Genomic DNA, 15,041 nt, shown 5'->3' on the forward strand with positions numbered 1-15,041 from the left:
TAGGCGAAAAGCTTACGCGAATTTTCGTTCAATCAGCTTCGTCAGTTTTTGCACGTGTTCTTCTTTGCGGCTCCAGTTGTATTTGCTGCCTACTTCCTGCACCAGGTACTGCTTGGCCAGGTCTGGGTTTCCATATTCATCCAGGTTTTTGATGACGGCATGGTAGGCCATGTTGTCGCCTTCAAACAGCTCGTTGATGAACGAGAACCGTTGGTTAATGGAGATGGCCTCTTTCAAAGAACCTATTTTCTGATCCTGCTGCCGGTCGGCCATGGAAACTGCCACGGGTTGTTTAAAGCGTTCGTTCAGGGTGGGCCGTTGCTCAGGGGTAAAGCGCTCGTTCAACTTAGGCTCAGCGTGCAGCGTGGGCCGGAAGCTGGGCTGCGTGCTCACCACGTGCGTACTAACTGCCGGGGCTGGTGTAGGAGTCGGGGCGGCTACCGTTGGGAACAGATCCTCTACCTGTAGCGGCTGCAAGGCATTGAACCTACCCACCAACTCATCCACTGACATCCGCTCGGCTTCGTGTTCGGCCAGAAAGCGGTTGAGCCTGGGAATTACCTGATGGCGGTCAAAGCTGCCGTTGGCCAACGTATCCAAGAACTGGCGGTACACGTCTCTGTCAATATCCTGGTACTTGAGGCTCTCCTGCAATTTGGCCACCGAGAGATCATCCAGGCGCATGAATTTCTCCTCAAACACCGCCACCGGCTCCAATACGGTGCGTAAGGTGTCTTGGATGGCCTTGAGCAGCAGCGGCTCAAAATGCGGGCGTTTGATGGAAATCTTACGGGAAAGCACGTTCATGAACTGTACCAGGGCGTCTTTCACCTCGGGGTGTTCAAAATCAAAGTACGGGCTGCGCAGGTTGGCCATTTCATGGTTCCAGAGCGTGAGCAGCTCTCTAATCATGTACAGGTTCACCTGTTTGATAGGGGTAAAGGAGATCAGTTGTTGGGCGGTAACGTTCTCATGATGAGCAAAATGTTCTTCGCTGAGGCGTTGGGCAAGGGCCTGGCTGTACTGTGCCAAGCGTATTTGATTATATTTGTCTTTCATTGGAGGAAGCATACGCTCGTAAATATAGCGAAATATGGCCGAATTAACGGTTCAAAATCTAGGTGGAGTTGTGGTGAACGTAGCCCAGGGACAAACGGTTCTGGCCGCCCTGCAAGCCGCCAGAATGGATTGGATGCACGCCTGTGGCGGCAAAGGCCGCTGTACTTCCTGCCGGATGATTGTGCTGGCCGGCGCCGAGAACCTGGCCCCAGACACCGCCCCCGAAACGCGTTTCCGCCACAACGGCCGCCTCCGTCCCAACGAACGGCTCACCTGCCAAGCCCAACTCACCGGCCCCGTCACCTGCCGCGTCCCCCAACAAACGAAACTCCCCCACATTTCTTATACTCAATGAGGGATTGGAAGATGTGGAGATTTGAAGATTAGAAGATGTGGAGATTTGAAGATGTGGAGATGTGAAAATGTGAGATTTAATTAGAGTCATTTCCTCATTTTCCAATCTTCAAATCTTCAAATCACTCACTTCTAATAACTGTGTGGAAAAATTGTGCATTAGCTAAGGGCAGGCGGCTAGTACCTTCGCATTAGTTCAAGTGTGTTAGTGGCAGAAGCCTTTCAAAGAAATAGCACATTAGCACCTTAAGAAATTAGCACATTAAGTTATGTTCATAGAACCCCGGGTGGGAAACCGCCAGCAAGGCCAGCGGAGAGGTTGGATAGAAGTGATTTGCGGGTCTATGTTCTCGGGGAAAACCGAAGAGTTAATCCGGCGGCTGAACCGCGCCAAGATAGCCAAACAGTGCGTCGAGATATTCAAACCGGCTGTTGATACCCGTTACCATGATGTAGACGTGGTTTCCCATAATGCTACCAGCATCCGTTCCACGCCCATCCAGTTCGCCAACGACATGCTCCTGCTGGGCAGCGGCTGTGATGTATTAGGCGTAGACGAAGCCCAGTTTTTTGACGAAGCCATTACTGAAGTCTGCGTCCATCTCGCCAACTCCGGCGTGCGCGTGATTGTAGCCGGCCTGGACATGGACTACCTGGGCAAGCCCTTCGGCCCCATGCCCGCCTTGATGGGCGTAGCCGAATACGTGACCAAAGTACACGCTATCTGCGTCCAGTGCGGCGACATCGCCTCCTATTCCTTCCGTAAAGCCGCCTCCCAAGAGAAAGTCCTCCTCGGTGAAACCGACAGTTACGAAGCCCGCTGCCGCCACTGTTTCCAGGAAGGCCTGAAAGGGAAATTCTAAAGTGAGTTCTGAGTCTATAGTTCTGAGTCCTGAGTCAGGCAAAAACCGTTTTAACCCTTAAATTCTGAGAAACAGGGTAAAAACGGTTTTTCCGTTTTTACCAGAAGACAATCCTTTCTGGCATTGGCAGCAATGTGGCACCTAATTTACGGTACCTGATTCTGTAGGGGCAATCCCTTGTGGTTGCCCTTTCCCATTCCTGGGCTATTTTTCAGAGATGTGTACGGACAGGTCGCGACCTGTCCTACTACGCCAGAAAACATTCTTAAGCTAACTAAAAAGGGCAATCACAAAGGATTGCCCCTGCTAGCTTATTTCTTGCCTGTTTTCTGGAAAACAGCCCCAAAACGGAAATTTGAATCCCGTTTAACAAATGGTTACATTTAGTATTCCAATCTAACAAACAACCGCTTACATCATGAAAAAGAGGTTTCTAGCCGTGTTGGCTCTTTGCTGCGCCAGTAGCATGGGTGCCATGGCCCAAACCCAAACTCCCCTTTGGCTCAATACCCCCGCCATCTCACCAGACGGGCAAACCATTGTCTTCAGTTATAAAGGAGATCTTTACAAAGTACCTGCCGCAGGAGGGAACGCCACACCGTTAACCATGCACGAGGGCTACGAGTACATGCCCGTGTGGTCGCCGGACGGAAAGCAGATTGCCTTTGCCTCTGACCGCTACGGAAACTTTGATGTGTTTGTAATGCCTGCCCAGGGCGGCGCAACCAAACGCCTCACGTTCCATTCTTCCTCTGACGTACCCACCGATTTCACCCCAGACGGAAAGAGCGTGCTTTTTACCTCGGCACGGCTAGATGCGGCTTCCAACGCCATGTTCCCTTCCGCCACGTTCTCTGAACTGTACAGTGTCTCTCTGGGCGGCGGAAGAAACGCCATGCTCTTGACTACGCCCGCCGAGGCCGCCAAATACAGCGCCGCCGGCGATATGTTGGTCTACCAAGACAAAAAGAGCCTGGAAAATAACTTCCGGAAACACCAGACCTCTTCCTCTGCCCGTGACCTTTGGAGCTACAACACCAAAACCAAGCAGCACACCAAACTCACCGACAATGTGGGCGAAGACCGTCAGCCGGTGTTCGGGCCGAACGGGCAGGACGTGTATTATCTGAGTGAGCAGCCCAACGGCACCTTCAACGTGCGGAAGATGAGTTTGCAAAACCCCAGGCAAAGCACGGCGGTCACCAACTTCACCAAGCACCCGGTACGCCACCTGAGCGGTTCCAAAGACGGGGTTCTGTCTTTCACCTACAACGGCGAAATCTATACCTTAAAGCCCGGTGCCCAACCGCAGAAAGTAGCCATCCAACTGTATTCAGACATCCGCTCTAACCCCGAGACGGTATTGCCCATCTCCGGTGGCATGACCGAGATGGAGGTATCGCCGAACGGCAAGGAAGTGGTGTTTGTGAACCGGGGCGAAGTGTTTGTTTCCTCAGTGGAAGGCGGCATTACGCGGCGCATCACCAATACGCCAGAGCAGGAGCGGAGCGTCAGTTTCTCGCCAGACGGGCGTAAGATTCTGTACGCCAGTGAGCGCGACGGCAGTTGGAACATCTATGAAACCAGTCTGGTGCGGAGCGCCGAGCCTTATTTCTACGCTTCCACGGTTTTGAAGGAAGAGCCGGTTATTGCTACAGCGGCAGAGGAATTCCAACCGGCATACTCGCCAGACGGCAAAGAAGTAGCGTACCTGGAAGAGCGCGTGACGCTAAAGGTAGTGAACAAGGTTACCAAACAGGTGCGCACCATTCTGGGGAACTCCAATAATTACTCGTACTCAGACGGAGACCAACACTTTGAATGGTCGCCGGACGGCAAGTGGTTTTTGGTGCAGTACAACCAGGCCAAGCAATGGATTGGCGAAGTAGGCATGATTTCAGCCAGCGGCAAAGGAGAAGTAATTAACCTGAGCCAGAGCGGCTACGCCGAGCGCAATCCGCAGTGGATGATGGGAGGCAAGATGATCACGTATTACTCTAACCGCGAAGGGCTGAGAGGCAACGGAAACAACTCCGGCACCGGCGATATCTATGCGCTCTTCACTACGCAAGACGGTTTTGACCGCTTCAAACTGAGCAAAGAAGACTTCACGCTGCTGGAAGACCTGGAGAAACGCGAAACCGAAGCCGCCGCCCAGACCGAGAAGTCTGACCCCAAAGCCAAAGGAAAAAAAGGCGAGAAGTCTAAGACCGCTGCGCCGGTGGGCATGACCCTGGAACTGGACAATCTGCCTCAACGCAAAGCCCGCTTAACCGCTACTTCCTCAGACTTGGCAGACGCCGTGGTGACCGCCAAAGGCGACCGCATGTTCTACCTGAGCCGCTTCGAGAAAGGCTATGACCTGTGGGTCACCAACCTGCGCGACAATGACACCAAACTGCTGGCCAAATTGGGCGCAAGGGGCGGTGACATGGTCATGAGCAAAGACGGAAAGAACCTGTTTGTCTTAACCGAAGGCAAAATCCTGAAGGTGGATACCGAAACCGGCAAGCAAGAGACGCTCAAAGTGAACGGCGAAATGAACCTGAACGCCGCCGCTGAGCGCGCCTACATGTATGACCACGTGATTAGGCAGTTGGAAAAGAAGTTCTACGTGAAAGACCTACACGGCGTAGACTGGAAAGCCAATACTGAAAATTACCGCCAGTTTCTGCCCCACATCGCCAACAACTATGACTTTTCTGATTTGTTGAGCGAGTTGCTGGGCGAGTTGAATGCCTCGCATACGGGCGGGCGTTACAGCCATCGGGCTACTAATCCAGACGCGACGGCTTCCCTGGGTTTGTTCTATGACGAGCAATACACTGGCCGGGGCCTCAAAGTGAAAGAGGTCATCAACCTGAGTCCGTTTGACCGGGCCAGCTCAAAGGTGAAGCCGGGCATGGTCATTGAGAGAATTGACGGCCAAGCCATTGAAGACAACACCGATGTAGACCAGCTCCTGAACCGGAAGTCTGGTAAATACACGCTGGTTTCTTTGTTTGACGAGAAAACCAAGAAACGCTGGGAAGAAACGGTAAAGCCTATCTCGGGCCCCGAGTTGAGCGAACTGCTGTACCAGCGCTGGGTAGAGAACCGTCGCAAAGAAGTAGACCGCTTATCTGGCGGAAGGTTGGGTTATGTGCACATCAGGGGCATGAACGATGCCAGCTACCGCACGGTGTATGAAGAAGCCTTGGGCAAAAACGCCACCAAAGAAGCACTGGTGGTAGACACCCGCTCCAACGGCGGCGGAAACCTGCACGACGACCTCATCAGCTTCCTGAACACCAAGCAATATGCCGAGTTTATTCCCCGCGGCCAGCACCTGTCAGACGAGCCCCGCAACAAATGGACGAGACCATCTATCGTGGTCATGAACGAAAGCAACTATTCAGACGCGCACATCTTCCCGGTACTGTACAAAGAACTGGGCCTGGGTAAAACCGTGGGGATGCCCGTGGCCGGAACCGGTACCTTTGTGTGGTGGGAAACCTTGATTGACCCCACCATGGTCTTCGGGATTCCGCAGATTGGGTACCGCACCTTAAGCGGTGGCAAGTTCCTGGAGAACTCCCAATTGGAGCCAGACTACCTAGTAGCCAACGACCCAGCCGTAGTAGCCCAAGGCCGCGACCAGCAACTGGAGAAAGCCGTGGAAGTGCTGCTGTCAGAATTGCCTGCCAAGAAGTAAAAGATCTTTAGGCGAATTGGAAAGGCAAGCCGTGCGCCAGTATTTTATTGGATCACCCTACAATACCTGCGCGCAGCTCCTACGAGTGTCTACGCCAATACTGTTTCAAGCCTGTTTTCCGCAGAACGGTTCTAAACCTGTGAGGTCTCCAAGACCTCACAGGTTTTCGCGTTTTACGCCCGTTTCCCGTAAAACAGCCCCAAAACGCATCAGCGGGGCTGAGGTCTCCTGCGGAAGATGATGAATTGACCTGAAAGGTTCATGCAGCCCCTGGTCAGGTATTGAGTATAAACCCAAGGAGAAGCCCACTTCCAGAAGAGTGGGTTTTCTGTTTTCTGCTTGTTTTTCCAAAAACAGGTAAAAAACGCAAGGCCGTTTTCACGTATAGCCTTTACCACCAATTTTGCAAACCATGGCTATTGTGCAGAACAACATCACCGTCTTCGGGGAGGAAATCATTGACCAGAGTGCCATTGAGCAGCTGAAACGGTGCGTGGGCGAAGAAGACCTGGGCGTGCTCACCGCCGATGCCCACTACGGGTACGCGCATCCCATCGGCGGGGCCGTGGCCTATAAAAACAAAGTCTCCCTTTCTGGGGTAGGCTTTGACATTGGCTGCGGAAACAAAGCCGTGCGCACCGATATCAGGGCGGCCGATGTGAAAATCTCCCGGGTGATGGACGAGATCGTACGCACCATCGGGTTTGGCGTGGGCAGACCTAATCCCCAACGCATTGACCATCCCGTGTTGGAGCATATCAAAAAAGCCGAGTTCAAGCCCCAGCGCGAACTCCGCAAAGTGGCCACCGAACAACTGGGCACCGTAGGCAGCGGCAACCACTTCGTTGATTTGTTTGAGGACGAGAAGGGCTATCTGTGGGTGGGCGTGCACTTCGGTTCCAGAGGGTTCGGGCATAAGACGGCCTCGGGGTTCATCGCGCTTTCGCAGGGGCTCAGCTTTTTTGACAAAGCCAAGGAAGGCTCCATGGATGCCCCTCCCATTCTGTTTGACATTGATTCTGCGCTTGGGCAGGACTACATCGCCGCCATGCATCTGGCGGGCGAGTACGCTTATGCCGGACGGGATGTGGTAGTGGAGCAGGTCTTGGGCATCTTAGGGGCCAAGGCTACCGAAGTCATCCACAACCACCACAATTTCGCGTGGTTTGAAAAACACCAGGGCGAAAATTACTGGGTGGTGCGCAAAGGCTGTACCCCCGCGTTCCCCGGCCAGAAAGGCTTCATCGGGGCCAATATGTTTGACAATTCCGTCATTATTGAAGGGGTGGAGAACGAACTTTCCGTCCGGGGGTTGTATTCCACCGTGCACGGAGCGGGTCGTTTGCTTAGCCGGAGGGCCGCCGCCGGTAAAACCAAGTGGATCAGAGACAAGAAAGGCGTGAAGCGGAAAACCGTCGTCTCGCCGGGGCTGGTAGATTTTGAGGCCGTTCAGCAGCGCATGAAAGCCAGAGGCATAGAACTCCGGGGCGCCGGGGCCGATGAGGCTCCCGAGGCCTACAAGAAACTGGAAGACGTACTCAAGTACCAAGGCAACACCATCAAGATTCTGCACACGCTTAAACCCTTGGGCGTGGCCATGGCCGGGGAAGATGTGTATGACCCTTACAAAGATTAAGATCGGCGAAGGTAACCACCCCCAACTCCTCCTAAGAGCATGTTTAAATTTCATTTTTGCGCTACAAACGGCCATAAAAAGAACCTGCGTTCGCCTTTTTCTCGCCCCGTAGCGCTGCTACGCGGCTCAAAAAACGCTTCCGCAGAACCTTTCTCTGGCCATTTTCGCCGGCAAACCTGAAATTTAAACAAGCTCTAAAGTAGGAGGGGAGCTTTTGCGCAGCTTCACCCAAAAAAGCTGTTTTGGGCATATTTTTCAGAAAACGTGCCCAAAACGTCCCCCATCCCTGCCAAGCTAATTTTGTAGGGAATTTTAAAAAGTTGCTGTTCGGGATTTCCAATCCCTGACTACGCCGTTAGCAAAAGTTTTCCTATAAGGGGAGCCTTCAAAGTGCCTGCCCTGTTCTAGCCTTTCCTTTGATCTCAGAATTACAAGTTCCTATTTCCCCAGGGGCGGTGAAGGGTTCCCCTCGCCTTGGGCAAGGCAGCGGCTAGGGGTAGGTGGGTATGGTATTTTTCTTATATTTTTAACCTATACGCGTGCAAATGAGTAAATATAAAGAGGGGCTTTGCAGGAAATGAAGGTGGCTTACCGCTTTCGCAGAGGAGGGAAGCAAATCCTCATCCTCGCCCCTTGTCTACTTTACCAAAACATGTACGATGCCTAAAACGATCATCATCTCTAACCGACTTCCCATCAAAGTTCAGCGCACCGAAAACGGATTGGCCTACGAGACCAGCGAAGGAGGCCTGGCTACGGGGTTAGGTTCCATCTATAAAACCGATGACAACATCTGGATTGGCTGGCCCGGTACTTTCTTCACCGATGCCGCCGAGCAAGACCAGGTCACCAAAGACCTGTCTGAACAAAGCATGCAACCGGTTTTCCTGACGGAAAGTGAGATCCGGGATTTCTACGAAGGATTTAGCAACGAGACCCTGTGGCCCTCTTTCCATTACTTCAGCCAATACGCGGTGTATGATGATTCTTACTGGGAGGCGTACCAGCAGGTGAACCGCAAGTTCTGCCAGGCCGTGATGGAGCACGCCCAGCCCGGTGATACCATTTGGGTGCACGACTACCAATTGCTCCTTTTGCCAGCCCTGGTCAGGGAGAAGTTGCCAGACAGCACCATCGGCTTTTTCCAGCACATTCCGTTCCCGTCGTTTGAGGTGTTCCGGCTGCTGCCTTGGCGCGAGCAGATCTTACTAGGCATGCTGGGTGCCGACCTGGTGGGTTTCCACACCTATGACGATGCCCGGCACTTCCTGAGTTCGGTGAGCCGCATTGTGGGCTGGAGCATCACGCAGAGCCTTATAGACAACGGCAACCGCCAGATCATGGTAGATGCCTTCCCCATGGGCATTGACTACGAAAAATACGCTTCCCTGGCCGCTTCTGAAGAGATGAAGGAAAAACTGACCGAGTACCGTGAAGCCCTGCATGACCAGAAAGTGATGCTGTCCATTGACCGCCTGGATTACTCCAAAGGCATTCCGCAGCGCCTCAGAGCCTTTGAATTACTGTTGCACGAGCATCCAGAGTTCCGGGAGAAAATAACGTTGTTCATGCTGGTAGTGCCCTCCCGTGACCAGGTGGAGAAATACCGGGAGTTAAAGGAAACCATTGACGAACTGGTGGGCCGCATCAACAGCTCTTACCGTACCATCACCTGGAACCCCATCCAGTACTTTTATCGCTCGTTCCCCATTGAGGAGCTATCGGCGTTGTACGCCCTGGCAGACATCGCCCTGGTGACGCCCATGCGCGACGGCATGAACCTGGTCTGCAAAGAATTTGTGGCCAGCAAGCTAGACCAGAAAGGCGTCTTGATTTTAAGCGAGATGGCCGGTGCCGCCCGTGAATTGTCAGATGCCCTTCTCATTAACCCCAATGACTTGGGCAAGTTGGTGCAGGCCATGCGCGAGGCCATGGTAATGCCAGAGGAGGAACAGAAACTCAGAATACAGCACATGCAGGCCATTATCAAGCACTATGACATACACCACTGGGTGAACATTTTCATGAACCGGCTGGAGTACATCAAGCTGAAGCAGATGAGCATGGCCACCCAATACTTGTCTGCGGAAGAACGGGACGAGCTTCTGGAGGCGTACCGCAAGGCCAACCAGCGCATTCTGTTCCTGGATTACGATGGCACGCTTACCTCTTTCACCAACAATCCCCAGCACGCCAGCCCAGATGAGGAGTTGCTGCAGGTGCTGGGGTGCCTGGCCCAGGAAGAAAACAACAAGGTCGTCATCATCAGTGGCCGGGACCGGGCTACGCTGGAAGAATGGCTGGGGCACCTGGACGTGGACATCATCGCGGAACATGGGGTATGGGGCCGGGCGCGCGGGAAGGAGTGGCAGATGCTGCATCAGCTCTCCAGCGGCTGGAAAAAAGAAATCAGGCCTATTCTGGAACTGTTGGTCAGCCGCACGCCGGGTTCTTTCATTGAAGAAAAAGACTACTCCCTGGTGTGGCACTACCGAAAAGTAGACCCGGGCCTGGGCGAGTTGCGTGCCCGGGAACTGAGCAACCATTTGCAGTACCTGGCCTCCAACATAAACCTGCAGGTCATGGAGGGCAACAAGGTGCTGGAGATCAAGAACGTGGAGGTGAACAAAGGGCTGGCCGCCTTGAACTGGCTGGAAGAGCACCCGCCTGGGTTCCTGCTGGGCATTGGCGATGACCGCACCGATGAGGATATGTTCAAGATAATGCCGAAGGAGGCCTACACCATTAAGGTAGGGAGCAAACGCTCCCTGGCCCGTTTCAATGTGGACAACACCAAAGAGGTGCGCCTGCTCTTACAGGCCATGTGTGCTGTGGAAGAGTAAACCTGGCTACAAGCCTGTTTTTAGCCTGTTTTTGTGAAAAGTAGGCGAAAACAGTGATGACTCATACCCTTTGTCAGTTCCTTTCTGCACTTTGGCTTCTGCCTGGGTCTAACTTCTTTAGAGCGATTGGTTGGAGCACGCCTTACGGTGTTCCCTTGGGTTGGCCGCTTGTTGCGTAGGTATTGGTGGGCGCTTGGAATATGCTGTTCCCTTGGCTTTTCTGTTTGTTCCGTGGGTGCAAATACTGTATTGTTTCATCTTTGGCGGTATGCGCTCACGGCCGCGGGGCCCCGTCTTCCCCTCTCGCACTGCCCTTTCGGCCTGAGGAGTCTGTTCTTCTTAGTAGAAGTCTATCCATGGCCAAAAGCGAGGCGCGCTCGGGGAAGACTGGAACTGGCGAAAGTAGCAGCAGTTTGCAGGTGGGTTCTTGTTATTTTAATTGGACTTCCGCGCCATAGTAGGTATAGCCCTATTCTCCTGCAGAGGCGTAGAGGTGTGGGTACTCCTCCGCCATTTCCCGCTAAGTCGCATACCATCCAATAACTGTAATAAACCACTGACCTTCCGCAGGAAATAGCCTAACTCCCTTCCCCGAAGAGAGGAGCCCCACTGATGCGTTTTGGGCCTGTTTTGCGGAAACCAGGCCGGAAACGCAGAAACCTATGAGGTCTTGGAGACTTCACAGGTTTAGAGTTAACTGGCGCAAGACTCCAGTCTCGTGACAAAGGATGAAGCGAGTCTCCAGACTCGCCGGGAACCACCGGCCGGATGGTGTAAGGTTGGTAAATAACAGAAAGGGCCCGCCAATTGGCGAGCCCTTTCTGTTAGAGTGCTACTGCTTTTATAACAGGAACGATGGTTTGTCCAGCCGTTTGGAGATGCGGTAGGCGGCGTTCAGCAAACCCACGTGGCTGTACGCCTGCGGGAAGTTACCCCACTGGCTGCCATCTTTGGAGTCTACGTCTTCGCTGAGCAGGCCTAAATGGTTGGTGTACTGCAAGATGTTCTCAAACTCTGCGGTGGCTTCCTCTACGCGGCCCACGCAAGCCAGCGCCTCAATGTACCAGAAGGCACAGATGAGGAAGGTGCTTTGCGGCACGCCGAAGTCATCGGCGTGTTTGTAACGGTAGAAGAGTCCCTCAGGGGTTTTGAGTTCTTTCTCCATAGCCTCCAGGTGGGTTTTGGCTCTTTCCGAGGCAGGATCCAGGTAGTGCATCATAATCAACTGCAGCGTACTGGCGTCCATGTGGTTTTTCCCGATGGCCTGCGTGTACACGCCTTGCGCGGGGTCAAAGCATTCCTCTATCTTGGCGGCGGCTTCGTCCATGAGTTTGGTGGCCAATTGGCCCAGTTCCTCGTCGCCCATGTAGCGGGCCGCGCTGGCGGCCGCCGAGGCTCCGGCCCAGTGGAAGAGGTAGGTGTAGCAATGGTACTGCGCAAAATCCCGGAACTCCCACAAACCGGCATCGGGCTCGTGCATGGTGTCGCGAATTTTGTACAGCGTCTTGTAGATGAGTTTCTGTGACTCAATCCGTTCGGCGTCATTGAAGCGTCGGTCTACATAGAGCGGGAGCAGGGCTACCAGAATCTGGCCGTAGACATCGTTCTGAATGTGCGTGTAGGCATCGTTCCCGATGCGCACGGGTTTGTTGCCCAGGTAGCCGTCCAGTTCCAGTTCAATCTCGGTGAGTTTGCTTTGGGCACTGATGGAGTAGAGCGGTTGGTAGCGCTGCGTGTCTTTGGCCGTGATGTTGGCAATGAAATGGAAATACCGCTCCATCTCCTCAAAGTGCCCGATGTTGTTGAACGCATTGAGGATGTAGTACGTGTCGCGCATCCAGCAGAAGCGGTAATCCCAGTTCCGGCCGCTACCGGGGTGTTCCGGTAAACTGGTGGTAGGCGACGCAATGATGGCGCCGGTGTCTTCGTACTGATGGATTTTCAAGGCCAAGGCACTCCGGATGACCTGCTCCTGGAAGAAGTTGCTGATGCTGGTGTTTTTCACCCACATGCGCCAGTAGCGGGTAGTCTGGCGCAGGAATTCCTCTGAGGTGCTTTCCAGGTTGGCCTCCAGCGGCGCGCCGTAGGTCACCACAAAGTACAGCGTCTCGTTCAGCACAAATGGCTGGTCTTCCAGAATATAGCTCAAAGAAGCGTTGGTCGTCAGGCGCACTTCCTCGTCCAAGCCCAAGAACGCGATGTGGTTGCTGCTGCGGCGGCGCTTTAATTCCAGTTGCCCATAATTGCCCACCGGTTGGCAAATAGCTTTGATACGCGGAGAACCGGACATCGGCTCCACTTTCCTGATGAGCATCAAGGGCTTGTAGTAGCGCTGGTGCTGCCTGAAACGAGGGGCGAAGTCGGTGACGCGGTAAGAACCTTCCTGGCACGTGATCTCGGTGCACAGAATGTTGGTGTTCTCCACGTAATACTGGTGCGACGTAAAGTCCTCGGCATCGGGTTTCAGGGAGAATTCGCCGCCCTTCTGCCGGTCCATCATGGGGCCGAATACAAAACTGCTGTCAAAGCGGGGCCAGCAGAGCCATTCAATATTGGTGTCTTTGTGGATGAGGGCAAGATAGGCGCAGTTGCCAATCAGCCCCATGTCATAGGTATGTTTCGCCATACGGGTTCTACAGATAGGTGGATTGCCAGTGGGTGTCTGAAATTACATGTACCGTATTAAACGTATAGAGGTTTCCTGATTTTTACTTGCCTCGGGTTTTAGGCTCCGTTTTAAGCATGTTTCTCAATAAACAAGCTTGAAACGCTCCTTCTTTTAGTAGGTAGTCTGCTGAACACCTAATGACTGTTCACACCCCCAAACCTTGCACCTATTTCAATTAGTCTTGCATTCCTTCCTATGAATTAGATGCTATTTGCTCCACAATGGTCGCAAAATCAGGCCGGTTCTGAACCTCTGGTTGCATACAATCCTGCTTTAATAGGAGAAGGTTTTGAGCCCGTTCCTGCGCCATGTCCTGAGGAGTGAGATGATCAAGCAACTCTTCCAGCAAACACCCAAAGGCACGAACTTCCAACCGTTCCAAAGCAGAAGCTAAGGCCGTATTGTCCTGGTTATAGACCGTGGCAGCCCCAAAATCTCCAAAAAGCGGATGACCAGTCGCATCTACCAAAGTGTTGTGCGCATAAAGGTCGCCGTGCGAAATGCCGCGGGCGTGCAAATGCGCTGCCGCGGAAGCAATGCCTGCCGAAATGCTGATAGCTTCTTCCAGCGTGAATACCGTACCTTCGGCATAGACATCACGGGTGCAGGATTCAAAACTGGGCGAGCCTCCCAAGTTGCGGTATCCGGCCGGGATCAACCCTAACACCAAGCCTTGCTTCTGCGCGGGGTGCTGCGTGATTTTGCCTAGCACCTGCACCAGGTTGGGGTGCGCTCCGGCCCGCAGACACGCCTGCATCTCATCTTCAGGCAACCCATCACTGGTTACTTCGCCTTTGAAAACTTTCACTGCCACCTGTTGGGTAGAATTTGCCTGGTTTTGCCAATGAGCCCGCGTAATGATACCAGATGCGCCTTCGCCCAATTGCTCCTCCAGCACCAAGTCTTGCCAAGGAATTTCGGATAATTCTGTAGCGGTGGGAACCGGTGGGTTGCAGGGATTCCCCGACATAGCCAGCCAGGAAAGGCGTGGAAGCGCGAGCAACCAATCTGGGAGATGGGTAATCTGGTTAGCCGATATCCTGAAAAGCTCCAGGTTCTGGCAGGAAGCCAACTCTGGGGTAAGGGATTTCAATTTGTTTCCGGCCAGCATCAGTTTTTGCATGCGGGCACACTTGCCAATAGAGGCTGGTAATTCGGCAATCTGGTTGTTGGTCAAAATAAGCCAACGGGTGGTGGGGGGAATTGCGTCTTCGGCTATGTGGCTAATCTTGCAGGCTTTGAACCCAATCATTTCCAGGCGGGGAAGTTTGCCCAGCGCCTCGGGGAACACGGTGAAGTCATTGTCTGAGAAAAACGCGATGCGCAGGTGCTGCAGGCGGGTAAAGGCATTGGGCAGGCAGGTCAGGTGGTTGCCGGAAAGGTCCAGGATCTCCAGGGTTTCGGCTAGGTCAAAAATCGCTGAGGGAACCTCGGTTAAACCGCAGGAAAGTTTTACTCTGGTGGCGCCTGCCAGTTCACCGGCCTGTAATTGTTCTAAGGTGTGCATGAAAACAGAAGATATCCGGCTGTGAAGGTAGCCATTGCGGCGGTATGTATTTTATCTGCAAGGGCAGATTTATAGCCTTTTAATTATTTACAAGTAGGTACATATAAAGCTGCTTATAGGGAAACTTTTCAGGGAGGTGGATTGGTTTTATTCATGAAGCAGGCGTTTTCGCGTTCCTTTAAGGAAATTAGCCTAAAAAAGAAACTCAGTAATTGAGATTGCGTTAATGCTTTAGATTGTTCGTTAGTAGATGCGTAACAATAGGCAGGGAAACCTGCTGATTTTTAATTGGTAAACTCTACTAAATTGATAGGGAAACTTGATTTGTAAAATTCGGCCCCTATCTTTGCGTCATCTTTTAAAACAGCCAGATATCAGACTACATGGTCTATTCTTCTCACATAAAGCGAATGCGCT

Annotated in this window: 9 protein-coding genes; 5 read left to right on the forward strand and 4 right to left on the reverse strand. The window is 53.0% G+C overall.

What is annotated here, in order from left to right:
• Nucleotides 1–12: 12 nt before the first annotated feature.
• On the reverse strand, nucleotides 13–1,032 hold the full coding sequence (locus HHO50_RS10595; protein ID WP_181305997.1) for a hypothetical protein: 1,020 nt from the start codon (nucleotides 1,030–1,032) through the stop codon (nucleotides 13–15).
• A 61-nt stretch (nucleotides 1,033–1,093) separates the two neighbouring features.
• On the opposite strand from HHO50_RS10595, the gene HHO50_RS10600 reads away from it, so the two are divergent.
• The 4 genes from HHO50_RS10600 to HHO50_RS10615 all read left to right on the forward strand — a co-directional run bounded on the left by HHO50_RS10600 (nucleotide 1,094) and on the right by HHO50_RS10615 (nucleotide 7,606).
• A complete protein-coding gene (locus HHO50_RS10600) occupies nucleotides 1,094–1,414 on the forward strand; it encodes a 2Fe-2S iron-sulfur cluster-binding protein (protein ID WP_181305998.1) in 321 nt (106 codons plus the stop codon).
• Nucleotides 1,415–1,682: 268 nt separating this feature from the next.
• The gene (locus HHO50_RS10605; RefSeq protein ID WP_181305999.1) at nucleotides 1,683–2,276 is read left to right on the forward strand and encodes a thymidine kinase; all 594 of its coding nucleotides are present in this window, start codon (nucleotides 1,683–1,685) and stop codon (nucleotides 2,274–2,276) included.
• 418 nt (nucleotides 2,277–2,694) lie between these two features.
• Entirely contained in the window at nucleotides 2,695–5,970 is a 3,276-nt protein-coding gene (locus HHO50_RS10610; RefSeq protein ID WP_181306000.1) for a S41 family peptidase, read from the forward strand.
• A gap of 412 nt (nucleotides 5,971–6,382) precedes the next feature.
• The gene (locus HHO50_RS10615; RefSeq protein WP_181306001.1) at nucleotides 6,383–7,606 is read left to right on the forward strand and encodes an RtcB family protein; all 1,224 of its coding nucleotides are present in this window, start codon (nucleotides 6,383–6,385) and stop codon (nucleotides 7,604–7,606) included.
• 61 nt (nucleotides 7,607–7,667) lie between these two features.
• On the opposite strand, the gene HHO50_RS10620 is transcribed toward HHO50_RS10615, so the two are convergent.
• The gene (locus HHO50_RS10620; protein WP_181306002.1) at nucleotides 7,668–7,946 is read right to left on the reverse strand and encodes a hypothetical protein; all 279 of its coding nucleotides are present in this window, start codon (nucleotides 7,944–7,946) and stop codon (nucleotides 7,668–7,670) included.
• A 319-nt stretch (nucleotides 7,947–8,265) separates the two neighbouring features.
• On the opposite strand from HHO50_RS10620, the gene HHO50_RS10625 reads away from it, so the two are divergent.
• On the forward strand, nucleotides 8,266–10,449 hold the full coding sequence (locus HHO50_RS10625; protein ID WP_181306003.1) for a bifunctional alpha,alpha-trehalose-phosphate synthase (UDP-forming)/trehalose-phosphatase: 2,184 nt from the start codon (nucleotides 8,266–8,268) through the stop codon (nucleotides 10,447–10,449).
• An 841-nt stretch (nucleotides 10,450–11,290) separates the two neighbouring features.
• Here HHO50_RS10625 and HHO50_RS10630 read toward each other — a convergent pair.
• Together HHO50_RS10630 and HHO50_RS10635 are read right to left on the reverse strand one after the other, a co-directional pair.
• On the reverse strand, nucleotides 11,291–13,075 hold the full coding sequence (locus HHO50_RS10630; protein ID WP_181306004.1) for a glycoside hydrolase family 15 protein: 1,785 nt from the start codon (nucleotides 13,073–13,075) through the stop codon (nucleotides 11,291–11,293).
• A gap of 235 nt (nucleotides 13,076–13,310) precedes the next feature.
• Nucleotides 13,311–14,624 carry a leucine-rich repeat-containing protein kinase family protein gene (locus tag HHO50_RS10635; RefSeq protein WP_181306005.1) on the reverse strand — a complete coding sequence of 438 codons (1,314 nt, stop codon included), beginning with the start codon at nucleotides 14,622–14,624 and terminating at the stop codon, nucleotides 13,311–13,313.
• Between the last annotated feature and the right edge of the window lie 417 nt (nucleotides 14,625–15,041).

Source organism: Rufibacter sp. XAAS-G3-1, from assembly GCF_013623775.1.
Taxonomy (GTDB): Bacteria; Bacteroidota; Bacteroidia; order Cytophagales; family Hymenobacteraceae; genus Nibribacter.

Excerpts from the sequence above, each read along its gene's own strand:
- HHO50_RS10635 (WP_181306005.1), bottom strand. The coding sequence starts at position 14,624 with ATGCACACCTTAGAACAATTACAGGCCGGTGAACTGGCAGGCGCCACC.
- HHO50_RS10610 (WP_181306000.1), top strand. The coding sequence starts at position 2,695 with ATGAAAAAGAGGTTTCTAGCCGTGTTGGCTCTTTGCTGCGCCAGTAGC.
- HHO50_RS10605 (WP_181305999.1), top strand. The coding sequence starts at position 1,683 with ATGTTCATAGAACCCCGGGTGGGAAACCGCCAGCAAGGCCAGCGGAGA.
- HHO50_RS10615 (WP_181306001.1), top strand. The coding sequence starts at position 6,383 with ATGGCTATTGTGCAGAACAACATCACCGTCTTCGGGGAGGAAATCATT.
- HHO50_RS10625 (WP_181306003.1), top strand. The coding sequence starts at position 8,266 with ATGCCTAAAACGATCATCATCTCTAACCGACTTCCCATCAAAGTTCAG.
- HHO50_RS10630 (WP_181306004.1), bottom strand. The coding sequence starts at position 13,075 with ATGGCGAAACATACCTATGACATGGGGCTGATTGGCAACTGCGCCTAT.
- HHO50_RS10600 (WP_181305998.1), top strand. The coding sequence starts at position 1,094 with ATGGCCGAATTAACGGTTCAAAATCTAGGTGGAGTTGTGGTGAACGTA.